The sequence below is a fragment of the Mangrovicella endophytica genome, from assembly GCF_002893625.1.
Classification (GTDB): domain Bacteria; phylum Pseudomonadota; class Alphaproteobacteria; order Rhizobiales; family Rhizobiaceae; genus Mangrovicella; species Mangrovicella endophytica.
This window is the reverse complement of the sequence record NZ_PKMZ01000001.1, coordinates 256,002-281,004: the sequence shown is the minus strand read 5'-3', so window position 1 is coordinate 281,004 and position 25,003 is coordinate 256,002. Positions and strand designations below refer to the sequence as shown.

The 25,003-nt window shown below is 66.9% G+C and carries 30 protein-coding genes; 5 read left to right on the top strand and 25 right to left on the bottom strand.

Annotated features, from left to right (window positions below; genetic code table 11):
* Positions 1-29 precede the first annotated feature (29 nt).
* The 20 genes from C0R46_RS01305 to C0R46_RS20685 form a co-directional block, all read right to left on the bottom strand.
* Entirely contained in the window at positions 30-278 is a 249-nt protein-coding gene (locus tag C0R46_RS01305; protein ID WP_280952984.1) for a hypothetical protein, read from the bottom strand.
* Positions 279-491: 213 nt separating this feature from the next.
* Positions 492-698 carry a hypothetical protein gene (locus C0R46_RS01300; RefSeq protein WP_102957775.1) on the bottom strand — a complete coding sequence of 69 codons (207 nt, stop codon included), beginning with the start codon at positions 696-698 and terminating at the stop codon, positions 492-494.
* Positions 699-726: 28 nt separating this feature from the next.
* Entirely contained in the window at positions 727-4,617 is a 3,891-nt protein-coding gene (locus C0R46_RS01295) for a baseplate multidomain protein megatron (protein WP_102957774.1), read from the bottom strand.
* Positions 4,618-4,620: 3 nt separating this feature from the next.
* Entirely contained in the window at positions 4,621-5,052 is a 432-nt protein-coding gene (locus tag C0R46_RS01290) for an NlpC/P60 family protein (RefSeq protein ID WP_102957773.1), read from the bottom strand.
* Positions 5,049-5,948, bottom strand: a complete 900-nt coding sequence (locus C0R46_RS01285; protein ID WP_102957772.1) for a DUF2163 domain-containing protein — start codon at positions 5,946-5,948, stop codon at positions 5,049-5,051. The genes C0R46_RS01290 and C0R46_RS01285 overlap by 4 nt, the downstream gene beginning before the upstream one ends.
* Positions 5,945-6,583, bottom strand: coding sequence for a DUF2460 domain-containing protein (locus C0R46_RS01280; protein ID WP_102957771.1), 639 nt, complete (start codon positions 6,581-6,583; stop codon positions 5,945-5,947). The genes C0R46_RS01285 and C0R46_RS01280 overlap by 4 nt, the downstream gene beginning before the upstream one ends.
* 7 nt (positions 6,584-6,590) lie before the next feature.
* Positions 6,591-7,166 (bottom strand): phage tail tape measure protein, encoded by a 576-nt coding sequence (locus tag C0R46_RS01275; RefSeq protein ID WP_102957770.1) that lies wholly within the window; start codon positions 7,164-7,166, stop codon positions 6,591-6,593.
* 3 nt (positions 7,167-7,169) lie between these two features.
* Positions 7,170-7,298, bottom strand: a complete 129-nt coding sequence (locus C0R46_RS21025) for a phage tail assembly chaperone (protein WP_245413419.1) — start codon at positions 7,296-7,298, stop codon at positions 7,170-7,172.
* A 98-nt stretch (positions 7,299-7,396) separates the two neighbouring features.
* Entirely contained in the window at positions 7,397-7,744 is a 348-nt protein-coding gene (locus C0R46_RS01265; protein WP_102957768.1) for a gene transfer agent family protein, read from the bottom strand.
* Between the two features lie 2 nt (positions 7,745-7,746).
* Positions 7,747-8,160, bottom strand: a complete 414-nt coding sequence (locus C0R46_RS01260; protein WP_102958551.1) for a phage major tail protein, TP901-1 family — start codon at positions 8,158-8,160, stop codon at positions 7,747-7,749.
* Positions 8,161-8,303: 143 nt separating this feature from the next.
* Positions 8,304-8,714 carry a DUF3168 domain-containing protein gene (locus tag C0R46_RS01255; protein WP_102957767.1) on the bottom strand — a complete coding sequence of 137 codons (411 nt, stop codon included), beginning with the start codon at positions 8,712-8,714 and terminating at the stop codon, positions 8,304-8,306.
* A 77-nt stretch (positions 8,715-8,791) separates the two neighbouring features.
* Positions 8,792-9,034 (bottom strand): hypothetical protein, encoded by a 243-nt coding sequence (locus C0R46_RS01250; protein ID WP_102957766.1) that lies wholly within the window; start codon positions 9,032-9,034, stop codon positions 8,792-8,794.
* Positions 9,031-9,363, bottom strand: a complete 333-nt coding sequence (locus tag C0R46_RS01245) for a phage head closure protein (protein ID WP_102957765.1) — start codon at positions 9,361-9,363, stop codon at positions 9,031-9,033. Before C0R46_RS01245 ends, C0R46_RS01250 begins: the two co-directional genes overlap by 4 nt.
* On the bottom strand, positions 9,363-9,923 hold the full coding sequence (locus C0R46_RS01240) for a head-tail connector protein (RefSeq protein ID WP_157944517.1): 561 nt from the start codon (positions 9,921-9,923) through the stop codon (positions 9,363-9,365). Before C0R46_RS01240 ends, C0R46_RS01245 begins: the two co-directional genes overlap by 1 nt.
* Positions 9,924-10,001: 78 nt before the next feature.
* The gene (locus tag C0R46_RS01235) at positions 10,002-11,252 is read right to left on the bottom strand and encodes a phage major capsid protein (RefSeq protein ID WP_102957763.1); all 1,251 of its coding nucleotides are present in this window, start codon (positions 11,250-11,252) and stop codon (positions 10,002-10,004) included.
* A 37-nt stretch (positions 11,253-11,289) separates the two neighbouring features.
* Positions 11,290-11,820, bottom strand: a complete 531-nt coding sequence (locus C0R46_RS01230; protein ID WP_245413367.1) for an HK97 family phage prohead protease — start codon at positions 11,818-11,820, stop codon at positions 11,290-11,292.
* Positions 11,817-12,164 carry a DUF6107 family protein gene (locus C0R46_RS01225; RefSeq protein ID WP_102957762.1) on the bottom strand — a complete coding sequence of 116 codons (348 nt, stop codon included), beginning with the start codon at positions 12,162-12,164 and terminating at the stop codon, positions 11,817-11,819. Before C0R46_RS01225 ends, C0R46_RS01230 begins: the two co-directional genes overlap by 4 nt.
* Positions 12,165-12,229: 65 nt before the next feature.
* Positions 12,230-13,390 (bottom strand): phage portal protein, encoded by a 1,161-nt coding sequence (locus C0R46_RS01220; protein ID WP_102958549.1) that lies wholly within the window; start codon positions 13,388-13,390, stop codon positions 12,230-12,232.
* 373 nt (positions 13,391-13,763) lie between these two features.
* A complete protein-coding gene (locus C0R46_RS01215) occupies positions 13,764-15,032 on the bottom strand; it encodes a DNA-packaging protein (protein WP_102958548.1) in 1,269 nt (422 codons plus the stop codon).
* A 116-nt stretch (positions 15,033-15,148) separates the two neighbouring features.
* Positions 15,149-15,499, bottom strand: coding sequence for a hypothetical protein (locus C0R46_RS20685; protein WP_157944516.1), 351 nt, complete (start codon positions 15,497-15,499; stop codon positions 15,149-15,151).
* A 444-nt stretch (positions 15,500-15,943) separates the two neighbouring features.
* On the opposite strand from C0R46_RS20685, the gene C0R46_RS01205 reads away from it, so the two are divergent.
* On the top strand, positions 15,944-16,927 hold the full coding sequence (locus C0R46_RS01205) for an IS1595 family transposase (RefSeq protein WP_102958547.1): 984 nt from the start codon (positions 15,944-15,946) through the stop codon (positions 16,925-16,927).
* A gap of 130 nt (positions 16,928-17,057) precedes the next feature.
* Here C0R46_RS01205 and C0R46_RS01200 read toward each other — a convergent pair whose 3' ends face one another.
* From C0R46_RS01200 to C0R46_RS01195, 3 genes are all read right to left on the bottom strand, one after another.
* Positions 17,058-17,693 (bottom strand): DUF3800 domain-containing protein, encoded by a 636-nt coding sequence (locus C0R46_RS01200; protein WP_102957760.1) that lies wholly within the window; start codon positions 17,691-17,693, stop codon positions 17,058-17,060.
* A 150-nt stretch (positions 17,694-17,843) separates the two neighbouring features.
* The gene (locus tag C0R46_RS20680; protein WP_157944515.1) at positions 17,844-18,905 is read right to left on the bottom strand and encodes a hypothetical protein; all 1,062 of its coding nucleotides are present in this window, start codon (positions 18,903-18,905) and stop codon (positions 17,844-17,846) included.
* A 142-nt stretch (positions 18,906-19,047) separates the two neighbouring features.
* Positions 19,048-19,518 carry a YcgN family cysteine cluster protein gene (locus C0R46_RS01195; RefSeq protein WP_102957759.1) on the bottom strand — a complete coding sequence of 157 codons (471 nt, stop codon included), beginning with the start codon at positions 19,516-19,518 and terminating at the stop codon, positions 19,048-19,050.
* A 77-nt stretch (positions 19,519-19,595) separates the two neighbouring features.
* Here C0R46_RS01195 and C0R46_RS01190 point away from each other — a divergent pair, with 77 nt between their 5' ends.
* Genes C0R46_RS01190 through C0R46_RS01180 form a run of 3 tightly spaced genes read left to right on the top strand, consistent with a single transcriptional unit; the run spans position 19,596 to position 23,036 of the window.
* Positions 19,596-21,800 (top strand): transglycosylase domain-containing protein, encoded by a 2,205-nt coding sequence (locus tag C0R46_RS01190; RefSeq protein ID WP_102957758.1) that lies wholly within the window; start codon positions 19,596-19,598, stop codon positions 21,798-21,800.
* Between the two features lie 41 nt (positions 21,801-21,841).
* On the top strand, positions 21,842-22,426 hold the full coding sequence (locus C0R46_RS01185; RefSeq protein ID WP_102957757.1) for a DUF1214 domain-containing protein: 585 nt from the start codon (positions 21,842-21,844) through the stop codon (positions 22,424-22,426).
* Positions 22,419-23,036, top strand: coding sequence for a DUF1254 domain-containing protein (locus tag C0R46_RS01180; RefSeq protein WP_102957756.1), 618 nt, complete (start codon positions 22,419-22,421; stop codon positions 23,034-23,036). Before C0R46_RS01185 ends, C0R46_RS01180 begins: the two co-directional genes overlap by 8 nt.
* Positions 23,037-23,089: 53 nt before the next feature.
* Here C0R46_RS01180 and C0R46_RS20675 read toward each other — a convergent pair whose 3' ends face one another.
* The gene (locus tag C0R46_RS20675; protein ID WP_157944514.1) at positions 23,090-23,266 is read right to left on the bottom strand and encodes a hypothetical protein; all 177 of its coding nucleotides are present in this window, start codon (positions 23,264-23,266) and stop codon (positions 23,090-23,092) included.
* Between the two features lie 158 nt (positions 23,267-23,424).
* Between C0R46_RS20675 and C0R46_RS01175 the strand changes: the two genes are divergently transcribed.
* Positions 23,425-24,579, top strand: a complete 1,155-nt coding sequence (locus tag C0R46_RS01175; protein ID WP_102957755.1) for a hypothetical protein — start codon at positions 23,425-23,427, stop codon at positions 24,577-24,579.
* A 57-nt stretch (positions 24,580-24,636) separates the two neighbouring features.
* Here the strand turns inward: C0R46_RS01175 and C0R46_RS01170 are convergent, their stop codons facing one another.
* A complete protein-coding gene (locus C0R46_RS01170; RefSeq protein ID WP_102957754.1) occupies positions 24,637-24,969 on the bottom strand; it encodes a DUF1491 family protein in 333 nt (110 codons plus the stop codon).
* Between the last annotated feature and the right edge of the window lie 34 nt (positions 24,970-25,003).

The following is a 25,003-nucleotide window of genomic DNA, read 5'->3' as shown; positions in this document are numbered from 1 at the left end:
CCCCTTCCGGTCCTTGCTGGTCGCCGCGACTACTGCCGGATCGTGACGGTGGTCTTGCGGGGCCGCTCCCCATCCGCGCCGGGCACCAGCACAGTCACGACGCAGACGGTCCGTCCATTTTGGGTGCGACTGGAAACCGAAAGCACCTGGCCGCCGGTCTGGGCAGCCGCTTCCGCAGCCGCACTCGAGCAATCCGCGGCGGCGACGCGGAAGGTCTTCCGGCCGCCTTCCGGTTCCTCCAGTGCTCTGTTGAACGAGCCCATGGGGTCAGTCAGCATGTCATGCATCCGCGGCGCCGACGAAGCCGATGCCGCTGCGATGAGACAGGCGGCCGAAGCGACGGCGAGACGGTAGAAGAAGGGGAGAAATCGGGTCATGACCTGCCTGATCGGATCGTCTCTCCTCCTAGATCATAGTCGCTGAATGCCGAATGAATAGCGTCGGGATGCAAGTCCTTCCGCGTACGCTTCGAGCATCCGGCAAGTTCGCGATCAGCGAATGCTCTTTTCGGCCCTGATGCGGCCGATGATCGCGACCACAGCGCCCACTGCAGTCGCGGCATTGCCGAGCGCGAGGATCAGCGCATCGCTCGTCGATCCCTCGATGTCGACGCCGAAGAAGCTTGCCAGAGCGACACCGAGCGAGACGAGGCTCCCCCAGATCGTCTTCGACTGGTACCAGGATTTCGTGTCTTCCATCGCGGCTCTCCTTTCGTGAGTTGCGAGTTCAGAGTGGGCGCTCGAAGCGCTGCGTTCGGCCTGTGCCCGGTCCATGGGTGAGGCTGAGTTGCGCGACCGTGACCGTGAGGCCAGCCGGCAGACCGCCGAAGCCATCGACCTGTTCGGCCGCCGTCAGGTTCAGGGCTGCGGTTTCGGTGTCTCGCACAACCTGACCGGCTTCGGCCGACACCGTGACGCGGTAGCGCTCGATCTCCTCGCCGAGCGGCACGTCGATGCCGTCCCAGCCGTTTCCACCGGTGCGCGTGCGGCGGATCCAGCTGAGCTCAAGCGCACCGGAGGGGCGGAAGACACCGCGAAGATGCACCGGCGACAGCGGCAGGACGGCACGGCGGCCGAGCGCAACGGCGCGCGTCTCCGCAGCGATGTTGCCCAGCCGATATCCGGCCGGCGACACCTGCCAGAACAGGCGACGGCCGATCTCGGCAGCGGTGATGCCGATCGCGGGCGTCGCACCATCGAGCAGCACGAAGGCCGCACCGACCGCGGCGCCGGCGTTCATCGCATCCTCGGTGCCACCTAGCGCCCGAACCAGTCCTGCCAGGCGGAAGCGACGCGGCGCGACCTCATCGGCCGTCTCGAACTGCAGCACCTCCCAACCGCCGTTCCCGCAGGCGACGGCGCAGAGATTGCCGCCGGCGTCCAGGCGATCTCGCGAGATGCTGAACAGCGCGCCGCGGGAGAGCTCGACCTCGATGACATTCATGCGGTCAAGAGCCGCTTCCGGGCCGGGCGGTAACGCCGTCGTCGAGCGACCGACCGTGGCCGGATCGCTGACGGTCCCGCGTCGACTGAAGCCCATCTCCTCCACCGATGCCGAGACGCTCCAGGGCGACCACGGTCGGGAGTGAACCGCGATGCGCGCACCATCGGTCGGCGCGCCGCCCTCCGGCATCGGCAGGTCGAGATAATGTACCAGCGGGCGCGAGGGGATCGTCGGGCGCAGCAGCGTCAGTCCACCGGTTGGCTCTTCATCCACCGTTTCCGCTTGCTGCCCCGGCAGGCGCCGCAGTTCCAGGCGGCGTGCCAACCCTGATTCAATCCGGGTGACCTGCCATCGGCCGGGCGTCTGCTCCAGCCAGACCACCTCGCCCGGCTCGATCCCGACCAGCGCCGGCGAGAGCTGCAAACGCGCCGTGTCGCGTGACGCGAGGCCATCGGCCAGCGCCCCTCGCGCGAACCGCCGGGCCTCCTCCTCGCTCAGCGTAACCGGCAGGACGATGCGGTCCTGCCGCCGCACCGTTGTGGCTCCGATACCGGCTTCCGCGGCGGCCGGCTGGTAGGATCGTGCCGGATCCTGATAGCCAATGAGGACCTCCTCCGGCGTTTCCTCGGCCTGGCTTCGCCGAAGCTCGAGCAGCGGCACATCGTCTTCGTCGACGAGGCTGTCCAGAAGCTGCGGCACACGGCCGTGCCGTTGCGAGCGGAAGACGAGACCACCGGCCGAGGCGAAGACGCTCGTCCCCGTCAGCCGAAGCAGCCCCTCCAGCTGTTCGCGCGCCGTGCCGGGCTCGCCGATGACATAACCGCCGACGCAGGCCGCCACATCTGAGGCATCGACGACAGTAAGGCCGTGGTCGGCCAGCAGCGTGGCGATCAACGCATCGACAGGCGCATTGCCGAGCCGGCCCGTCAGCCAGTGTCCTCGTTTCCAGTTGGCGCCGTCGCTCCAGACGTCTGACCGCACCGGAAAGGCGGGATAGGGCCTGGCATCCCACGTCCACAGGTGGATCGCTGCAGCATCCACCATGCGCCCGCCGTACAGCGGCGACACAGGATTTCTGGCCTCTTCGAAGCTTGGATCACCCTCATCCCACCGCCGCAGATGCGCTTCCAGGAAGCTGCGCTGCATCAGGTCGTCGCGCGCACCCGCGGAGCGATGCGGCAGCGCATCCTCTGATGACTTCGGATCGACGAAGACGTTCGGCTGGTTGGCGCCCTTGTCGATGGCAGGGCAACCGAGCTCGGTGAACCAGATCGGCTTCGACTTCGGGTCCCAGGCCGATGGCTGCGCGACCTCGATCCCGCCGCGGCGGTCGAAATGCCGGCTGCTCCACCAGCCGACGAGATCCTTCGGGCGGAACACCCAGGGCTTGCCGGCCGCGCCATCGCTGATCGGTCGGCGCAGCCGCTGCGCACGTTCGCCCTCGTCGGCATAGTACCAGTCGAAGTATTCGCCGCCGGCGATGCCGGCGGCAAGCGCGGCGGAATCGTAGGGGCTGGAGGCATCACCGCCGCCGTCCCAATCCTCCGTCCGCCAGTCAGTCAGCGGCAGATAGTTGTCGATGCCGACGGCGCCGATCGCGGGGTTCGCCCACAGCGGATCGAGGTTGAAGAAGACGTCGCCCGAGCCATCGTCCGGATGGTAGCCGAAATACTCGCTCCAGTCGGCAGCATAGGTGATCGTCGCGTCCGGCAGGATCGCCTTCACGTCGCCAGCGAGCGCCATGAGGCCTTCGACGAAGGGGAAGCGGCCTGCCGCGTCGCGGATGCGCGTCAGGCCCCGCAGCTCCGAGCCGATGACGAAGGCAGCGACACCGCCGGCGCTGGCGCAGAGATGCGCCTGGTGCAGCACCATGCGTCGATAGCTCCATTCGACAGGGCCGCGATACGCGACCTCGCCCGGACCCTCGACGTCGAAGTCATCGGCCGCTGCCGCCCCGAGGAACGCGGTCACCGCCGCCCCTGCCGCCGCCGTGCCGTCCGGCGATCCGGCGCGGCCGGTTGCAACGTCGAGCGTGATGCGACCCCGCCAGGGGAACGGCGCCTGCTCGACGCCGCCATAGGGGTCCGGCAGTGCGTTGCCCTGCGCGATGTCGATCATCACGAAGGGGTAGAAGGTGACCTTCAGTCCGCGCGCGGTCAGATCAGCGATCGCCCGGGCAACGCCTCCGTCGCTCGGCGTGCCGCCGAAGGCCGGTCCACCGGCATAGCGGCTGATCAGACGTGCGCCTGCTCGTCCGATGCCGCCGACCCGCCACTCCGTCGTCTCGTCCCGTGCTGCGACCTCGACACCAGGGCGGATGGTGCAATGTCCGGCCCGCAGATCGTCGCCGAACCAGGAGACCACCAGCGCCGCGCGCTCCAGCTTTGGGCAGAGCCTCTGTAGCTCGTCCAGCGAGGCTGTGAAGTCGCTCCGGCCATAAAGGACGTTGCGGTTGAGCGTCCGGTCCTCCCCGTCATCCACGCGCTCGCGCACCGGCTTGGGATCGAGCCCGTGCTCCGTTGCGCCGGGGATGATGGTGACGGCGCGGATCTGCCGTTCCAGCTGGCCGATCGGCCGGATCACCTCGCAGGAGATCTGCGGGATGCGATTGCCCCAGCGCTCCAGCGGCAGCCGCTCGAATACGACATAGGCAAGGCCGCGATAGGCGGGTGCATTCCCCTCGCCCTGCTTCAGCTCGATCAGTGGATCGGGCTGCTGGTCCTCACCGCCGGCATGCACGCGGAACTCGATCTCCTCAAGGTCCAGTTCCTCGCCATCGGCCCAGATGCGCCGCACGCCGGCAATGACACCCTCGCAGAGGCCGATCGCGACATTGCCGAAGTAGCTGTAGGTGGTGACCTCGGTCTCGCCGGCACTGCCCTTGCCGCCCTGCCGCTCGGTCTCGCGGCTCTCCTCGAATCGCGTCGTCCAGATGATCTGGCCGGCGACGCGGGCGGTCCCGTAAACGCGCGCAATACCGCCGCCTTCGTCGGCTTCCAGAATGCGCGAGGCTCCCAGCCGCGCACCCTCCACGCTCCGGCTCTGGCCGAACAGAGCGCTGTCGATCGCATAGCCGCCGAGGCCGCCGAGCGCCCGTCCGAGAACCGCTCCGAACGGGCCGCCGATCAGGCCCCCCAGCAGGCCGCCTGCTGCCTGGAGAATAATCGTTGCCATCGGCTACTCCGGAAAGGCAAAGGCGCTGGAGATGCGCCGCATCCAGGCGGAAGCGAGCGTTGAGGAAACGACGGCCGAGCCCTCATAGGCGTGGATCAGCCGCTGTCCTTCGTCGACGATCCCGCAGTGCTTGCTGACCGCGGCAGCCGACCAGCGGAACAGGAGGACGTCGCCAGGCTGCACCTCGGTCACCGCGACCGGCCGAAGATGCCGCAGGGCAGCCGCCATCAGCCGGTCCTCGCCGGAGCTTTCGGCCCAGTCCGGCGTGTACGGGCCGGGGTCCTCCGGCTCGCTCCCATAGAGCTCGCGCCAGACGCCGCGGATCAGGCCGAGGCAGTCGCAGCCGACGCCGCGCCGGCTGCCCTGATGGCGATAGGGCGTGCCGATGAAGCTGCGGGCGATCGCAAGCACCGATGCTCGGACTCCGGCGCTCATGGCACCACCGGTCCGCCGTCGTGCAGCCCGTCCGCCTTGGCGAAGCCGAGCGCCGCGTCTGACCCCGGCAGATGTGGGAAGCCGCGGAAGTTGAGGCCGTTGTCGAAGCGGCCGCGGCAGGTGGCGAAGCTCTTGTCGCAGCCGACCGTCAGCCGGACGCCGTCGCCGGCCGCGATCAGCGCCCGCAGCGCCTCCACCGGCACGATCACGATCGCCGTTCCGTCGCTCGACGGCGCGATGCTGGCGATTTCGCCACTCAGTCCGGAGGCCGCACCGGCCGTCACGGTGATGCTTCCGCCAATGAAGTGGGAGAGCGGGCGGCCGAGCGGCTGGGTCGCGATCTGCAGCGTTTCGCTGTCTCCCCCGGAGACAGTGGTAAGCACCGTCCGCCCGAGGATGCTGAGGTCGGCGCGGCAGCGCTCGTCGCCGAGCGCGGCATCACAGCGCCGCCGGTAGATGCGGCCGCGCACCCGGTCGAGGCGGCTGGCGATGCCGCGCAGCTCCGCGGCAAAAGCGGGGCCGCTGCGCTTCACCTCGCCGAGATCGGCGACGTCGAGCAGGAGATGCGCATCCTGCGGATTCTGCCAGTCCGCGATGAAGATCTCGACGGTGGCGCCGTCGTAGCGTCCGGCGCTGACATCGGCCTCATCGATCGCGGCGGAGGACAGCGCGCCCTCCACCTCCTGCGTGCCGGCGGCGAGGCCGATCATCGCCTCTGCCTCACCGGCCTCGAAGCCGGTCGCGGCCTCGAAGCGCGTCCCCGCGAAGGTGAGCGGCTCGTCGTGATCGGTGAAGCCGAGGACGGCGCCATCCTTTCGCGTCAGCCGCCAGCAATGGCTAAGCGTTGTCGCCTGGACGCGCAGATGCGCCTGGAGCGCTGCCGGGATCGCTCTCATGGCCGGATTTCCACCAGGGGGATGGTCGGGATATCGCCTGCCTCGAAGGCCGCGAGGTTGACCGAGAGCTGGTCGATGTCGAAGCGCACCGGCACGTCGAAGGCAAAGCCGGCGGTGATCGCCATGCCGGCCGCAGGTGCGGCGGCAAGCTCAACGATCCCCGCGATGGCGTCGACCGAGTAGCTAGCTCCAGCCAGCGCCACGCCGCCGACGGCGACATGAACCGAGCCGGCCACCGGCTTGGCGATGGGCCGCTGATAGGAGGCCTCGCCGGAGCCATACGTCTTCATGAGCGCGAAGCGCCGCGTCTCGCCGTCGCCGGTTCCGAGTGTCTGGTCGAGAGCGGTGATCGCACCGCCCCGGCGGCAGGACTGCCAGTCGAGATGGTCCCGGAAGCGGAAGCCGACCAACTTGCCGCGCCGCGCCTCGAAGAAGTCGAGCACCTCGAGAAGATCGTCGACGCTGCGCACGCCGGACCCTGCATCGTAGCGGCGCACCGAATGCCTGTGCCGCTGGTTGCGCGACTCGAAGCCGGTCGACAGCCGCACGACATCCGTCCGCCGCTCCGGTCCGCCGCTTGATCCGAAGGCGACGCGGAGTGGGAAGCGCTCTTCGCTGAAGGAGGCGATCGCCATGGCCGCCTCAGAGCCCGCGGCGGCCGCGCTGCGCGGCCCGCGCCAGCATCGCCTGGATCTGCGCCTCGGAGCGCTTGAAGCTCTGCGCATCCGCCGTCGTCACGTTGAAGACGATCGTCGGCGCGCGGCCACCGCCGCCTTCGGCCGCGATGCCGAGCGAGCCGTCGCTGCCGCGGCGCAGCGGCAGGATCGCCTCGGCACCCGCCTCGCCCATGAGCCCCGTCCGGTTGCCGGCGGGAAAGAAGCTCGGCGCGGCGACGATGCCGCCCTTGGCGAAGGGCACGATGCCGCCGCTGGTCGGCGCGCCAAATGCTGAGCCGAGGCCGGAGAGCAGCTGGCCAGCCAAGCCGCCGGCGAGTTGCCCCAGCGGCTTCAGTGCGGCGTCCAGCGCGATCGCGGCGATGCGCTGCGCCAGCTGGCTCAGCACCGCGTCCAGCGAGCGACCGCCGCTGACGGCGCCCTTCAGCGCACCCGACATCGCCGAGCCGAAGGCGTTCGCCTTCTGGGCAAGCGACGTCAGCGAACGGTCAAGCGCCGTCGTATCGGCCGCGATCGCGACGTTGAAGGTTTCGTCGGCATCCATCGATCACCTCGGGAGTCCATCAGGAAACTGCTGCATCAGGCCGTCCAGCACCTGGCGGTTCGGCGGGCGTGCCGGCTCACCGGCAAAGGCCCTCGTGGCGGCTGCGATCTCGCGGGGAGTCAGCGCCCACACCTCGCGGCTCGCGAGGTGGAGAACGCTGAAGGCGAAGGCCAACACGTCGTCCCAGGGAAAAGCCGCAGCGGCAGCACCGCTCTGTCCTGCTGCGGCTCTCAAGGGTTTGCGCTGGCGGCTCCCGGCGCCGGCTCCGCTTCGCCAAAGGCGGCGGCCAGAAGCTCGGCCGCAATCGCTGCCGCACCGGCGAGCCCGCCATCGATGCGCATGGCGGCGACATCATCGTCGCGAACGCTCGTCCCGCCGCCGCGCAGGCCCGCCGCGATGATGCGCGTCAGGTCGCGCGCCGACAGCCGGCCCGAGCCGAACCGTGCTGCCAGCGCGCCGACATCTTCGGCGGCGAAGGCATCCTCCAGTTCCGCCAGGGCGCCGAGCGTCAGGCAGAGCGTCATGGAACGGCCATCGATCACCGCCTCCACCTCGCCGCGGCGCCGATTGGCCGCCATCGTCAGAGCGCCGCGAACTGGAGCGCGCCGGCCGATTCCAGCGTCAGCTCGAAGGTCACCTCGCCATTGTGCTCGCCGCCATATTCCAGCGCCGTCACCTGGAAAGGACCAGTCACCGTGCCGAAGTCCGGGATCACCGCCTGAAAGCGCCCGATGGTGCTGTTGAAGAAGAGTTGACGCACCACCGCATCCGACGCCGCATCCTTGAAGATACCGGAGCCGGACAGCGCCGCACGCTGGATGCCGGCGCCGCCGAGCAGTTCGCGCCAGCGTCCGGTGCTCTCGGCATCGGTCACATCCACCGGCTCGGCGTTGAAGGCGATACGGCGGGCCCTCAGCTCCGCAATCGTCTGGAAGTCCGATCCCCCGGCCGGGTCGACCTTGAGAAGCAGATCCTTGCCCCGCTGCGCGACCATCATTTGCCCTTTCGCTCATGCCAAGACCGGCAAAGAAAAAGGCGGCCCGAAGACCGCCTCATGTTCGTCATCTCTGAGGTTTCGCCGCCTGAGGCCGTCTCAGCCGTTCAGCCTGCCGGTTTCGGCGGCATGCACGCCTCGCATCAGGCCAGCGGCTCCGTCACCGCGCGGAAGCGCAGGATGCCGTGATAGGTCGGCGAGTCCGGTTCCTGACGCGCCTCGGCGAACTGCAGCTGCAGGTTCACCAGCGCGTGGCCCTGCAGCGGCAGATGCGCGTCGTGCAGCTTGCTCGTGACCTTGTCCATGATCTCGTAGGTCTCGCGCTTGCCGCCGCCCCGCGCCCAGACATGCAGCGTCAATATGTGCTCGGCGCCGTCTTCGGTACCGGTCGACCAATCGACCACGGCGGTCCGCCCCAGCGTCAGATACGGAAAGGCCGCGCGCTCCGGCACATGGTCGAAGATCTTCGGTCCGCCGAGCAGACTGGTCACGCCCGGATCGCTGCTGAGGGCCTGGAAGATCGTTGTTTGCAGTTCGACGCTCGGATGCGCCATGTCCGAGTTCCCTCATCCTGAAGCCGCAGGTCAGTCAGTGGCCTGCGCCATCCTGACCGAGCGGAATGAAGCGACACTTAAGTCCGGGAAATGTCCGAAGGCTCTTCATGTTCCCGGGCGTTAACAAAGCGTAATCTTGCTTGACTGCCGCTGGTCAGCAGACGTCGCAGCGTCGAGCTTTTCGGCAGGTCGCGCGGTCGGATCGCCTCCGGCGCCTCCGCAGCGTCGGTCGTGCGGCTCTCCCGTCTCGATGCCTCGGCCAGCGTCCGCGCGACGATCGCCGCGCGCAGGCGGCGGAGCCCCGGCATCAGGTCGCTCATCCCTCCTCCTCGCAGCGGCAGAGCAGGAACCGCCCACCCTCGTCGGGATCGTGGACGGTCCGGATGATCAGCCGCCTGCCGTTGATGACGAAGGCCATGCCCCGATCCAGGCCAGACCTGTGCCGGCAGATGACGCGGTGCGTGACCGTTGCCTCCCGTTGGCCGAACCGCTCCTGCGCCTTGGCGGACACGGGCTCCAGATGAACGGAGATGAGGGCCACCTCCCGCCAGCTGATCACCGCACCGCCGCTCGCATCAGGCAGGAGATCGGCCGTCTGCAGCGAGGCCTGCCAACGCAGGAGCCCGGGATCGAGGAAGAGCCGTCCCATCAGAGCCGCACCGGCCGGAAGGGCGCCAGCAGCTCGCGTGCCGCCGCCGGGATCACCGCAGGCTGCTGCTCGGGCGCCACCGCCGAGCGCAGTTCGTAGGCAGTTGCTGCGATCCGCTTCATCGCCAGGATCAGCGATGCCGGAGCCGCGCCCTCCGCAAAACCCGCCTCGAACTCGATCTCGAGCCCGTTGGAAGCGGCGGCCAGGACGCTCCGCCCCATTCGGATCGCCGCGGCATCGCCGTTGCGCGTCAGCCTATAGTCCGCCGTGCCGAAGAGCCGGGCGTTCCCGCCGGCATCATAGGCGATGACCGAGGTGACGCTGCGGAGCGGACGGCGCGGCAACCTGCACCAGCCGTCGAATGGCGCAGCATCGAGCGAGACGCGGAAGCTGCGCGGCATCAGGACGAGCCCCGTCTCCGCCTCCACCGTCTCGCGCGCGCTACGGATCAGCTCCGTCAGCAGCGTGTCCTCGTCACTGCGCTCGATCCGGCACCAGCTCTTGAGATCGGCGAGGTCAAGCGGCTCGCCGCCATCGCCTCCGAGGTCGATCAGCGTCATGGTCTCTCCGGCGAATCGGCAGATCAGGTGGAACGCCGGGCACGTCGCCCGGCGCGTGCTCATGACGGCTGCCGCAGTTCAGGCGGCGAAGCGCAGGAACTTCGCGGCGTCGAAATCCTGGACGCCGCCGCCGACCCGCTTGGTCGTGTAGAAGAGAACGTATGGCTTGGCCGAATACGGGTCGCGCAGCACCCTGACGCCCTGCCGGTCGACGATGAGGTAGAAGCGGGCGAAGTCGCCGAAGGCGATGGCCTTCGATCCCGCCGCGATGTCCGGCATGTCCTCGGCCTCCACCATCGGAAAGCCCATCAGCGTCGCCTTGGCACCCGCGCTCGCCGGCGCCTGCCAGAGGTAGTTGCCGTCGGCGTCCTTCAGCTTGCGCACCGCTGCCTGGGTGCGCCGGTTCATCACGAAGGTCGCGTTCTGCCGGTAGCCGGCCTTCAGTGCATAGACGAGGTCGATCAGCGCGTCGCTCGCATCCTCCGCTGCAAACGCGCCGTTGACGCCGGTCGAGACCGAACCGACCGAGCCCCAGACCCAGGCGGATTCAGCGACGGTCGGATAGGTCATGAAGCCCTTTGGCTTGGAGACGCCGTTGCCGTTGACGAAGGCGGCGCTCTCCTGGGCGGCAAAGGCCTGCTCCACCTCGTCGCCGATCCACTGGTCGATGTCCACCGCCGCATCGTCGAGGAGCGCGTTGGTCGCCGCCGGCATGGCGTAAAGCTCCATGGTCGGGAAGCTCAGCTCCGCAAGCTGCGGCGCCGCCGTCTCCGGCCGTGCGTCGGTCTCGCCGACCCAGCCGGTCTGCGCACCGCTGACCGCGAACGGCTTCTTCAGCACGGGCGAGGAGACCGTGCGCACGCTGGCGATCAAGCGGATCGGTGAGATGGCTGCCAGGCGCCGGCCGATCTCCGTTTCCGTCTCCGCCGGCACGAGGAAGCCGCCATCGGCGCCAACGAGGCCTGACATCGCCTTTTCCTCCAGCCGGCGCAGTGACTGCTCGTCACCCCCGCGGACATAGCGCTCGAAGGCCTGCTTATGTTCGCTCGGCGCCGCCGCCCGGGCCTGGCCGCCGCCATCGAGAGCCGGACGCATCTCCTTCAGGAGCAGCCGCTCGACGCGCTTCTCCTGTTCGTCGAGGGCACGGCCGATGCGATCGACCTTTTCCTCGGTCAGGACGTCGGCGCTCATTCGCTTCTCGATGTCGGCCAGGCGCTCGTCATTGGCCTGGCGGAAGCCTTCGAAGGCCTCCATGAACTGATCGAAGGCCAGGCTGATCTCGCCCGTCTGCGCCTTCGTCTCCGGCGCTCCATGAATGGTGTCGCTCATGTCGTCTCCGTCGTGGTTGAGGTGGGTGGTGGCGAAATCAGCCTCCGATCGCGGCAAGGCGCCGGGCGCAATCGCCCAGCCGCAGTGCCAGCGGCGGCAGCGGCTCACCGCCGATGCCGGTGATCCGGGCCTGCTCCTGCATCGGGAAGGTGACGACGGAGATCTCCCAAAGGTCGATCTCCACCAGCCGGCGGTTCCGGTCGGCATCGCGGCGCGCGCGCTTGGCCTTGAAGCCGATCGACAGGCCATCCACCGCGCCGGCCCGGATCAGCGCGACGGCTTCGCGCCCGTGCTGGCTGTCGAGGGCGATGCGTCCCTCGGCAAAGAGGCCGGTGCGATCTTCCCGGACGATCACCCAGGTCCCGATCGGCCGCGCTGAATCGTGCTGCCAGAGCATGCGGATTCCCGCCGCGCCGCGCGCAGCGACCGAGCTAAAAAAGGCACCGCGCTCGATCCGGTCGCCCGAAAGGTCGGGCTCATTGAAGATCGCGGCATAGCCGCGGATCACCGCGCGCTCGTCCGATCCATCGGCCCCCAGCCGCGGCAGCGGTCCCGATCGCACACTCACGCCTCACCATCCTGCTTCGGCGCGCCGTCGGCCTTGCGGAACAGGCTTTCGGCGAACCGCGAAAGCACGCCGAGCGCCCACCAGGCGCAAAGGCTCGCCGCAGCCGATCCCATCACCGCCACTTCCACGGACGAGAGCGTCGTCTCCAGCTGCAGCCGGCTCGCCAGCATCAGCCCTGCCGGCGGTCCGAAGGTGATGCCGGTGACGAGCCCGGTGAGGAAGCGGACGGCTGCCTCGCGTCGTCCCTTGGGAAGAAGGTATGCGACGGAGATCGCTGCCCCCGCTGTAGCGCCCAGGATGCGGGCGGCCCACAGCGCTGCCGTGGAAATCGGTTCGCTGGTCACTCATTCGTCCTCGTCTGGATGGACATGCTCATGCCGCCGCCGCCCCTGTCGGAAGCCATCGGCTTTCAGGCGCCGGCGCGCGGGCCGTAGCCCACCGCCTCGCGCTTCTCCGCATCGGTCAGGAAGTCGGCGTCGCCGATCCGCGCCCACAGGGCTTCGCGCTCGGCGCTGAGACCCTCGATGCGGTCCGGGTCGAAGGCGAGCCGCAGCCGCGGTTCACGCCATTGAGCCGCGAGCCAGTCGCCGACGGAGGCGGTCAGCCGCCCGAGCAGCGGTAAGACCGTCAGGCGGATGAAGGCGCGGTTGGCCTCCTGGTAGTTCGCATAGGTGTTGTCGCCAGGTATGCCGAGCAGCATCGGCGGCACGCCGAAGGCGAGCGCGATATCGCGCGCCGCCCCATTGCGCGCCTCGATGAAGTCCATGTCCTTGGGCGAGAGCGCCATTGCCTTCCAGTCGAGCCCGCCCTCCAGCAGCATCGGCCGTCCGGCTCGCGCTGCGCCCGCATAGCCGGTTTCGAGCTCCGCCTTCAGCCGGTCGAACTGGTCCGGCGTCAGCGCGCCGCCGTCGCCCGGCTGATAGACGAGCGCGCCGGAAGGCCGCGCCGAGTTGTCGAGCAGCGCCTTGTTCCAGCGTGCCGCCGCATTGTGCAGGTCGAGCGCCGTCTGCGCCGCAGCGAGCGGCGAAAACCCTTCGGCATCGTCGAGCGGGTGGAACAGGCGGATGTGCAGCAACGTGCCGCGCCCGTCGCGGCTTTCCGCCGCGATCCGCCGCACCCGCGATCCGACGCGATATTCGTAGGCTTCTGGCCAGCCATCGCTGCCGGTGACGATGCGGACGCGATCCGGCCGCAGCGTGTGCAGCGCCCGCACCTCGCCGCCGAGCAGCGTCGCTTCCAGATAGGCGTTGCCGGACAGGAGCAGATGGCCGAACAGCACCTCCCGCAGCGCGGCGCCGTCCTCGGTCGCATTCGGCCGGCGCAGGAGATCCAGCAGCGGATGATCCTCGACCTCCCGGCTGCCGTCATAGAGGAGCAGCGGCACGGCCGCGGCATTCTCGGCGATCAGCCGCACGCAACAATAAACGATCGGATTCTGCAGAAACCCTGCGCGCGCCAGCGCCCCAAAGGAGCGCTCGCTCCACTCCGCGCCCTCGCCCGCACCGGTGAAGACGAGGCTGCCGCCGGCCAGCCCGATGGATTTCGCATCCCGCTCGGCCGGCGCCGCCATCTCCGGCGCGCGCAGAAGCTCGCCCGCGCCCAGCCACGCGGCGAGCGTCGATCGCAAACCCATCATCATCTCCTTGCTTGCGTAATGCGCCTGGAGGCCGCGCCAGAGCATTTCCGGCCGGTATTGAACCGCTCTGCCGGAGGGCATTCGGTTCGAGATCAAGACGCCGGGCAAGGTCGTAGCGGGGCTACGGCCGCAGACCGGGGCCGACGAGATCGGGCCGAATACACCCAGCCCTTCGGGTTTGCGGTCGCCGGGCGCCCACTTCGCCGGCTCGTCTCGGCCTTAGCCCCGCTACGACCTTCGCGAGCCTTCGCGTGGACCGCCTCGGCGAGCCGCCAAACAGAGCGGCTCAATATCGGCCGGAAACGCTCTAGAGGCCGCGGATGCGCGGCTCGCGTGTCGGTGCGGCCAGAGCCGTCACGGCCCAGACCAGGGCATCCAGCCGGTCCGGCGAGCGCCCGCTCGACAGGCCGTCAGGCCCGAAGTCGGCCATCTCGTCCTCAAGTGCCGGCAGGCTGCCGACATGGCGTACCCGCCCCTGCTCGTAGAGCGCCGCCACCGGCTCCGCCCTGATCCACTTGCCGCGGCTGGCGCGAACCGTCTTCACCGGCACGTCCGGCGCGACGGTGCGGATCACCGCCTCCACCATCTCGCCGCCCTGGTTGACCTCGGCGACGATGCGGTCCGCCTCCAGCCGCTCGTAGAGCGCCACCGCCGCCCGCGCCCACTCGGTCGGGCTCGCGCCCTGGCGGCTGGCATCGGCAATGACATAGATCGTCCCGTCGTCGGCCGAGCCTGCCGCCACGATGCCGCAGGCATCCGCACCGGCACTGCTCGATGCAGGCGGGTCGACGGCCACGACGATGCGCCGCAGGGTTGGCGCCGCCCGCACCCGCAGCCGGTCGATCGCCGCGCGGTCGAACAGCGCATCGTCACGGGCCTCCAGCAACTCGCCGTCCAACTCCTGCCGGCCGATGCGCGAACCGCCATAGCGATCGCGCATGGCGGCCAGAAAGCCGGCAGCGAGGTTCTCGGTTTTTTCGGCCGTGCGCATGCGCGTCACGGCCGTGCCGGCCTCGTCGAGCAGCCGCTTCAGCAAAGGGATCGGTCGCGGCGTCGTGGTGAACAGCACGCGCGGCCGCAGGCCGAGCCTCAAACCCAGCTGCAGATTGTCGAAGCAGGCCTCGGGATAGCGCCACTTGGCAAGCTCGTCGCCCCATGCGGCATCGAACTGATAGCCACGCAGCGCCTCCGGGTCCTCGGAGGAGAAGATCTGTGCCACGGCGCCATTGGCGAAGACGAGCCGCCTACGGCTTGCCTCGAACACCGGCCGCGCGCCGACACAGGTCGCATGGATGCCGCTCTCGCCGTCGATCATCACCTCGCGTGCATCGCCGAGCGTCTCCGCGACCAGCGCCAGCCGGCCGTGCGGCCCCGTCGCGATGGGCGGCTCGCCGAGCGCCATAGCGCGCAGCCATTGCGCACCGGCAAAGGTCTTGCCTGACCCGCGCCCGCCCATCATCAGCCATTGCCGCCAGGCGCCGGGCGGCGGCAGCTGCGCCAGACGCGCGATCTTATGCCATTCGGGCATGCCGGACCGGAGGACCGGCGCCGACTCTCGCTCGATAGCGGTGGCCATCCCGCCCCAGAACTGCGGCTCCGTCAGGGGAGTGTCATCCGCCGACGCCGGCGTCAGATCGTCGCCGACCTCCGACGCCTTCGTCTCGGCTGTGGCGGTCGTCTCTATCGCTCCGGTCAAGGCACCTCGCTCGCTGCGACCTTGGTGGCCGGCCCCGTCCCCGGGCGGACGTCAGTCGCAAGCGGCGCGTCCCGATCCGGGCGGCCGCCTGCGAATTCAGTCCCATCGGGGTCGAACAAGCTTGGCCCAGCGCGGCGGCGCGCATCGAGTGCCTTTAGCCGCTTCAGCATCTCCTGCCGCAGCGCCACCGTCTCGGCGTCGGACGCCTCGTTCGCACCGGCTTGCGCCAGCGCCTCCAGCCGCCGAAGCTCCAGGAGCTTCTCCAGCGTGCGTGTCAGCTGTCCGATCGCCTCGATCCGCTCCTTGGCACCTGAATGCGGATCCTTGTCGCCGACCTTGCGGGACATGGCAGTTCCGCCGCTCCCGCCCTTGGATGTCCGGCTGCCGCGGAGGCCGGGCTTTGCTCCCGCACCGCTGGCGCCGGTGTCCGTCCCGCTCGCGCCATTCACCTGGTCATCGGCAGCGTCCGCGCGGTTCCGGACGACCTCGCCAGCTGATGAGATGCCGGCGCGTCCGGTTCGGCCGGCCCGTTCCAGCGTCGCGATCTCATGCCTCAGCATGGCCAGCAGCCGATCCGCGAGGAGCCGACGCGCACCGTGCGATGCCTTGACCATCCGCACCCCCGCCAAACGCAAACGGCGGATGCTTCCGAAGCACCCGCCGTCCGCAATTTCTCGACTGTAGCTGAACCCTACGCCCTCACCGCACCGCTGTCAAGGACTATTTTCCCAATATTATAGTTGACACACCCAATCTGACGGACTAGGTTCCTGATCAAGGAGTTTATGCCGATGTCCGTTCTGTCCCGTGCCTACTTCCATGATGAAGCCGCCGCCTTCGACCACGTCGAAAAGGTGCTGTGGCCGCATGGCCCGGTATGCCCGCACTGCCAGAACAGCGAGCGCGTCTATCGGCTGGAGAACGTCGTCGGCAAGACGGGCAAGGTTCGTCACGGCCTCAAGAAGTGCGGTGCCTGCCGCAAGCAGTTCACCGTCCGCGTCGGCACGATCTTTGAGTCCTCGCATATCCCGCTGCACAAGTGGCTGCAGGCCATCCACCTGATGACGGCGAGCAAGAAGGGCATCAGCTCTAACCAGCTGCACCGCGTTCTGGAGATCACGCTTAAGTCGGCTTGGTTCCTGTCGCACCGCATCCGCGAGGCCATGCGCTCGGGCGATCTTGCCCCGATGGGTGGCGCTGGTGGCATTGTGGAAGCGGACGAAACCTACTTCGGCAACCGCAAGGCGCCGTACCAGCCGACCCGTAAGAAGTACACGCAGCCGACGAAGGGCGGTAAGTCTGGCCCGGCGAACAAGCGCGCGGTCATCGCCCTAGTCGAGCGTGGCGGCAACGTCCGTTCGTTCCATGTCGATCGCGCTGACAAGCTGACGGTGAACGCGATCTTGACGCAGAACATTGCCCGTGAGGCTGTGCTGCATACTGACGAAAGCCGCCTCTATGGCGACGCTAGCGCGATCTTCGCAGGCCACGAAACGACGAAGCACTCGGCTGGTGAGTACGTCCGTTATGCCGAAGGCGTCGCAATCCATTCGAACACCGTCGAGAACGTGTTCTCGATCTTCAAGCGCGGCATGAAGGGCATCTACCAGCACTGCAGCGAGAAGCACATGCACCGCTACCTCGCGGAGTTTGACTTCCGTTACAACAACCGGATGCGGCTTGGCTGCGCTGACGGTGAGAGGGCGCAGCGGGCGCTTGAGGGCGTGAAGGGCAAGCGTCTCACCTATAAGGGGCCTGATCTCTGCTGCGCGTAAGGGTGCGCCAAAGAATCATTGAAATGGCGCAAACCGAGTGCATATTGACCTCTGTGGTCCTTGCTTGGTGAAAAGAGCCCCTGGGCGCTTCGCAAAGATAGCCAAGATTGCCGATATGGCGGGCCACACCCTAGCGCCACAGACTGTATTCGTAAGTTATGCGGCTGCGTATCAGGTCGTAAGACCGCCGATCTCCACGTTCCCATTTCCGTTGAATAGCCCAAGCACAGTAGTCGGCTACTTGAAGGCAAGGGTCTGCCATGGCTGGCCGGAAATCAACGGAGAAAGTAGCGCCTCTGACGTTCTGCCAGAGAACATCCTTGATGTTGTTTATGTAGGTCTGGCGTTCCTTCTTAGTTCCGATAGAGGCGGCTGTCGCGTATAGGTGCGAGCCTTGGGGAACATGCTTTGATACGCCGTGCTTGAGAAGATAGTACCACGGGTACTTGTAGAAGCGCTCGCGGCTTTCCTTTACCCGATCATATGCTTTCGACTTGTCGCAAATCTGAGCCTGAACGGTGAATTCATGTGCGGTCAGAGTGTCATAGACTGCATCGCGGACTTCTTGCTTGTCGGACGTTGCGTGGAAGCAATCGCCTAAGTCATGTTGTTTGCGGATCAAATCATGTCGTAAGTCGACAAGAGCGCCGCCAACGTCGAGCGACGGTGTGCAAACTGTGCAGATTATCAAATACTTGCTGACGTTCGGCTTGGCGGCAAATTCGAAGTCCCCAGCTTCATCGGAAAACAGGTAGAATTTGGCCATGCCAGAAAACCGTACGCCTCAAGTCGACAAGTTCCGCGAAGCCGCTCGCCAGCTAGAAGCTGACGAGAGCGAAGAGCGGTTTGATGCAGCCTTAGAGCGTATCGCTAAGGCTCCGCCACCGAAAGAGGAGAAGGCGGACAAGAAGGGCCCTTAGCGGACAGCTCTCTTAGATCGTGGCTTGCGAGGCGCGTAGGCTCGGGTGATCTTTGCATCCTTAATCATGCCGCCAACCCGTCTGGCTGTTAGGTGAACCATCACGAGACTGTCCGACCACTCTGATCGTTGAATGGCTTTCTGATACCGCGACTGGATGAGCGGATCGTCTAGCTGTGCAACGATGGTTTGAGACGCATCTTCATTCTCTAGGTGGACGGTGTAGGATTCTGGGTTGTCTGAATCGACGCCAACGACCCTGAAGAGATCTTTTATAACGACCTCCTCGGAGGTGGCTCTATTGGATCGTCTTATCTCGCTGATAACGCCTGAACTCAGGGAAGTACCCTGAATAGTCAGTTGCTCGGCAGCTGCGGAATTGCGTATCACTTCATCGAAGCCGTGGCGGTTATGCTCGCCGATAGTTGCGGCTGTGGGCGAGGCGCGGAACGCATTGTTGATGATACGGTTGCGATCAGGGTTCGATTTGATAATCTTCTGAACAAAGTCGTATAGGTCTTTTCTTTCCTGTATATCGAACTGTCGCCCTTTCTCCTCAGCCTCTACCCGTTTTTCCTCGACCTTATGCTCAAAATATGAGTCCACTCCGTGATAGCCGAAATACAACACCAATAGTGTTAGGACAGCGATAAGGACCTGTCTTCCACTCATTTTTTCAACCGCAATTTGTAGAAGTCCGAGTTGATCCCCAGCTTGCGCATCTAGGTCGGAACTCCCTTTATCAACCTTAAAGATAAGTTCCGATTTTGACTTTTCAGCGTCAGTTAGTCTCGTAATTCGCTCGTCATCCTTTAGGATGAGCGATAGCGATCGGTATAAATCGTTCTGAAATTCAACAACACCCTTCATAATGGAAGATGTTACTGTCTGTTCGAACGGCTTCCCCTTAAAATTAAGATGAACTCGCGTCCAACTGAGATCAGATAGGTCAAGGCGTGCGTGCCGTGCTTCTGCACGGTTTCGGATCAGCCAATCTAATGCCTCCCATGCCGAGTCCTCGCTATCAATTCGAAAAACAATAGGCCCTGCTTCCGACACGCCATAACCTCCACACTGAGTCGCAGTTGCGGGTGGACGTGACGCTACACCTTCAGCGGGTTGGTGTGCGAAGTATAATATTGGGACTATTTTCCTATTCGGCTCGGCGAATGCCGGACGTGACCGCCGGCGGACCGCGCCTTCAGTCCCTATGCGGGTCCTCGCCCGGCCAGTCCGCGAGGTGATCCTCCAGCTCCTCCAGCGGCATCCCCTCCTCGCTGACCGTGCGGCCGCGCACGGAGATGCCCGCCTGGTGCACCGTGTCGGGATCGCCGGAAACAAGGTGGTGCCACCAGTAGAGCTCGCGCCCTTCCGCCAGCAGCCGGTAACCGCAGGTCGGCGGCAGCCAGGTCAGCTCATGCACTGCAGTCGCATCCAGCGGCAGGCACTCCGGCACGATGGTCTGGCGCTCGGGATAGTTGGAGCAGCGGCAGGTCTGGTCGTTGAGCAGCCGGCAACGCACGCGCGTCCAGGCGATCTCGCCGGTGTCCCAGTCCTCCAGCTTGTTGAGGCAGCAGCGCCCGCAGCCGTCGCAGACCTGCTCCCATTCGGTCGGCGTCATCTGCTCCAGCCGCTTGTGCCGCCAGAAGTCCGTGTTGCTCGTGTCACGCATGGGGGAAAATTGGCATGGCTTAGGGACTTTTTCTTGTTGTCGCCTTAGAGATGGCTCAACTATCTGGCCGAAGGGGCATGGATGTGGTCGGCAGCGATGCCGGCCAGCGGGGATGGCTGTTGAGCGTGCGTGATCCGTTGACCCAGAAGCCGAAGCGCCGGATGCCCTCGCGCCTGATCGAGGTTGATGCCTGGATCGATAGCAGCCTGTGGCGCTTCTTTCACGGTTTTTCGCAGGTCTGGGAAAGCATCACCATCGCTTCGCGACGGTTCCGGGCACGCGGCTTCAACAAGGTCGTGGTCGAGCTCGCCTGCGAAGGGCTGACGCTCGGCCTTGCCGGCTTCGTGGTGCTGCTCGCGCTTGCCCAGCCCGCGATGAAGGTGACGGCGAACGGCCTGCCGCAGCAGACGGACTACTCCGTCCTGTTCCTCGACCGGCACGGCAACGAGATCGGCCGGCGCGGCATTCTGCGCTCCGACGCCATCCCGATCGACGAGATGCCGGACCAGTTCGTCAAGGCGGTGCTCGCCACCGAGGACCGGCGCTTCTTCGAGCACTGGGGCATCGACTTCTTCGGCCTGGCGCGCGCTCTCAACGAGAATGCCCGGGCGGGCGGCGTCGTCCAGGGCGGCTCGACGCTCACCCAGCAGCTCGCCAAGAACCTCTTCCTGTCGAACGAGCGCACACTCGATCGCAAGATCAAGGAAGCCTTCATCTCACTCTGGCTCGAGTCGCACTTGAGCAAGCGCGAGATCCTCGCGATGTATCTCGACCGCGCCTATATGGGCGGCGGCACCTTTGGCGCGGCGGGCGCGGCGGAGTTCTATTTCGACAAGAACATCCGCGAGGTCTCGCTGGCCGAGGCGGCGATGCTCGCGGGTCTGTTCAAGGCGCCGGCGAAATACGCCCCCCACATCAACCTGCCGGCGGCGCGCGCCCGCGCCAACGAAGTCCTCACCAACATGGTGCAGGCGAACTTCATGACGGAGGGCCAGGTGGTCGCCGCACGCCGGCAGCCCGCGACCGCCGTCGATCGTTCCGCCGTCGCGTCGCCGGACTACTTCCTCGACTTCGCCTTCGCGGAGGTGCAGCGCGTCGCCGAGACGAGCGGCATCACGCATCGCAACTTCATCGCGCGCACCACGATCGACACCGGCCTGCAGCAGCTCGCCGACGAGTCGATGGAGTATCACCTGCGCCAGTTCGGCAAGTCCTACAATGTCGGCGAAGGCGCGATGGTGGTGCTCGACGATGAAGGCGGTGTGCGTGCCATGGTCGGCGGTCGCGACTACGGCGTGTCGCAGTTCAACCGCGCGACCAAGGCGCTGCGCCAGCCGGGCTCCTCTTTCAAGGCCTATGTCTACGCAGCCGCCATGCAGGCGGGCATGAAACCCGGCGATACGATTGTCGACGGCCCGATCACCATCGGCCGGTGGTCGCCGCAGAATTACGGCCGCTCCTTCTCGGGCAAGGTCACGCTTGCCTCGGCCTTGGCGCGCTCTCTCAATGTGCCCGCGGTCAAGCTCGGCCAGAAGGTCGGCAACCAGAACGTCGCGGCCCTCGCCAAGGAGATGGGCGTCGAGTCACCGTTGCGCGGCGACAAGACCATGCCGCTCGGCACCTCTGAGGTGACGGTCCTCGATCAGGCGACAGGCTATGGCGTCTTCGCGGCGGGCGGCCTGGATTCGCACCGGCACGCTGTGCTGCAGCTCTCCGATACCAGCGGCAACATCCTATGGGATGCGACCCGCGACATGCCGCCGCGCCGCCGCATCCTGTCGGAGCAGGCGGCCCGCTCGATGAACGAGATGCTCGTCGGCGTCGCCGAGAACGGCACGGCGCGCAAGGCGCTCCTCTCGATGACGCGCGTCGCCGGCAAGACCGGCACCACGCAGGGCTATCGCGACGGCTGGTTCGCCGGCTTCACCGGCAACTTCACGGCCGCCGTCTGGTTCGGCAATGACAGCTTCAAGCCGACCAACAAGATGACCGGCGGCTCGCTGCCGGCCATGGCCTGGCAGCGCTTCATGGAAGCCGCCCATCAGGGCATCGAGCTGAAGCCCATTCCCTATATGGACAATCCGCGCCCCGAAGAGCGGAAGCCTGTGGTTGCGTCGGCAGAGGGCGCTCCGCCGACGCCGGTCCGCCCGGCGACGCTCACTTCGGCGACGCAGAAGGTGCTGGGCTCGATCGCCGACATCCTGGCCGGCGCTCCGCCGCTCGATCCGGAAAAGGTCGCATCGGCGCAGCCGCTTGATGACAAGCCGGCACGTCGCCAATAGAAGAGCCCTATCGGCCCTGCTCCGGACGAACCTCCCGGCGAATGCGTTCTCTCATCCTGCTCTTCCTCGCGCTGGCGCTTGCCCTCGGGCTTGGCGGCTGGTCCGCCCAGTGGGCGCTGGACAAGACCTCCGAGCTCGGCACGGAGGCCGTCGGGCCATGGCTGGCGGATCCACAGGCTGGCTCGCCTGATGCCGATCCCTATACGCGCGCCCAGCTTGCCCATCTCGGCAACCTGACGCTCGGCAGCGGAGAAGGCATCGTGTTCCGAGCCGTGACTGACCAGGCCGGCGCGCCGCTGCGGCGCGAATGCAGCTATGCTGTTGCCGGGCAGACGCCGCCCGCCAGGGTCTGGACGCTTGCCGCCTTCACGCTGGACGGCCGGCTGATCCAGCCTGGAGAAGGGCGTCCCGGCTGGGCCGTCTCGGGCGATCTCCTGCGGCATGACGACAACAGCTTCAACGTCGTGACGGGGCCTTTGGCCGCGGCCGGCAATTGGCTGGCGACCACCGGCAGCGGCCCCTTCGTCCTCGCGCTGACGCTCTACGACACGCCGGCAAGTTCATCGAGCGGCGTTGCGGACTTGACCATGCCGACGATCGTGCGGAACGGCTGCGCCAATGGCTAGGATCGTCTTCTTCGCACTCGTCGGATTGGTCGGCGCGGCGATCGTCCACATCGCGGTGATCCTGGCGATCCCGATGCTGGCCGAGAACAACGCCTGGGGGCGGCTGTCGCGCCTTGGCGAGCCGAGTGTCTTCGTGCGGGTGGAGAGCCTGCGCAGCGAAAGCGCCGGTCCGGCGGCGCAGCCGTCGGGATCGGAGCGGCAGGACTTCGCCTTCGTCGACCCGGCATTCCTGACCGGCAGCTGCCGCTTTTCCCTGGCGGACGGGCCGGTTCGCCTCGTTGCCGCGGGCAAGACGGCCTTCTGGTCGGCATCGATCTATGATCGCGAGGGTGACAACCTCTACAGCATCAATGACCGCTCGGCCGTTGGCGGGCAATTCGATCTTCTCGTCGGCACGGCCGAGCAGTTGATCGACGCGAAGGCAAATGAGGCGGATCCTCAGGAGACAGCCATTCCCGTCTCGATCGAGATGGACGAGGGCTATCTGACGCTGCGGGCTCTGGTAGCGGAAGAAAGCGAACGCCCGTTCGTCGACGCGTTCATGCGCGGCATCACCTGCCGGACGGTCGAGCCCGCGACGGCTGCGACCGTACCCGATCGGGCTGGCTGACGGTCAGCCGGGCGTCACGGCGCCCGCCGATCCGCGCAAAGGTCGGCCGCCGCTCAGCCATGACAAGCCGCCGGAACGGGATCGTCGTCGTGGCTCGGCGTCTCGAGGCGCTCGCGCCTGATGCACGGCAGAATGATGATCTCCGCCGACGTCGGCAGCGACGTCACGGTCTTGTCGCGGAGGCCGCGAGGCGCCGAGCTTCGCTCGGCCATGCTCAATACCACTGCCATGTCTTCCCCCGTCCACCAGGTCGATCGCACGTCAGGAGTGGGTCTTCGCCCGCTTCGCACTGGTTAACAAACAGCAGCAAGGTTAACAGCTTGCTAAGAGTTTCAGCGTAATTCTCTTTGCCGGAGCAACCCTTTGCGAAGCTTGCCTGGTGCCGTCGATGAAGAATGCCGCGCCGCGGATTTTCCGCTCACTGGAGACGCAGACCGGCGCGGAAGCGTTCGATACGATCGTCTCCGCGGCTGTCGCAGCTTACGGGTCGTTACGCGCTCCGAGCGAGACGCAGGCGCGTGACTTCGGCAAGCTGGTGGTCCCGGCCTGGGACAAGATCAGCGCCGACACGCGGCGCACGCTGGCTGCCGCCCTATCCCATTCCCCGCGGGTCCCGCGCGCCGTCGTCGAGAAGCTGATCACCGCACCGGTGGAAATCTCTGCACCGTTCCTCGTCGCCAGCCCCGTCCTCACGGACACGGATCTTGCCTCGCTTGCCGCGTCCGGCGACGAGCGCATCCGCCGCATCCTGTCCGGCCGCAACTCCGCCGACGCCTCGCTCCAGGCGTTCCGGGACAAGACGGCCCGCGACAATGCGGCCGCGGCGCGGACCGAGACCATGCTGCCGTCGCGCAAGCAGACGGTGAGTGCCTCGCCTGCACCGGTGCCGGTGCCCCCGCAGCCCGCGCATCAGATGCGGTCCGCCCCCAAGCCGGTCATCGCCGCGCCGCCCATCGCCGAGGAGCGCCTTACATCGAACGGCGCAGGCATCATGGAGAAGACCGCAGCAGCCGCCCGCGAGGCGCTGCTGCGCCTTGCCCGTCCGGGTCGCCGGCCTGCGCCGGCATCGGCATCGGCATCGGCCGCCAGTTTTGGTGAAGTCCTGTCGATCCGGGAGCTCATCGGTCTTGCGACCGATGGCCTGCAGGATGCCTTTTACGAGGCGCTCGCCGCCAGCCTGACGCTTGCGCCGGAGCAGCTCACCACCATCCGCAGCGATGCGACCGGCGAACGTCTCGCGACCGCGCTCAAGGCGTTGAATGCCAGCTCGGCCGACACGATGACGATTCTGATGATGATGGTGCCGTCGATCGGTCTGGACGTGCGCGCTTTCGCCACCATGAAGGACGTCTACGACGCGCTGGAGGTGGCAGACTGCCGTCGCGCCCTGGGCCTTTCGGTCAAGCAGCCCGTGAAGCGCGCGCCGAGCCTGCAGCCGCTGTCGGTCGACATCGAGGGCCTGCAGCGACCGGCCGCTCGCCCGCAGTTCGGCCGCCGCAAGACCGCTCCGGCGGAGAGTTCGAAGGTATCGGGCCGCGGCTGACACCAAGCCGCCTTCGCGCTCGCTTTCCATTCAGATGGAAGGCCCTGCCCCGCGGCCTCAGCTCGGAACGATGTCGATGAAGGTTTCGGCCTTGTCGACCTCAATTTCGACGACCCAGAAGTCGGGATCGAAGCGGGCTTCGCGCTCGAAACGCCGCTCCAGCGCTTCCTCGTCGGCAACGTCCTCACGCATGAAGCGGCGGCTGCCGTCCTCGGCCGATTCCGTCTGCACGGCGGGTCCATAGAGTTCGATCGCGCCCCCACGGTGCCGCACCAGGACGAAGATCGCACCGGCTGCCTCCGCCCCGCGCCGTCCCACGGCGGCGAACCCGCCCGCGGAAAAGACGCGGCGCACGAGCTGCGCGACAAAGATCTCGCTGGTGATGCGCATGGACCTGCAGTTGCTCCCGGTTGCGGGTTCCGAC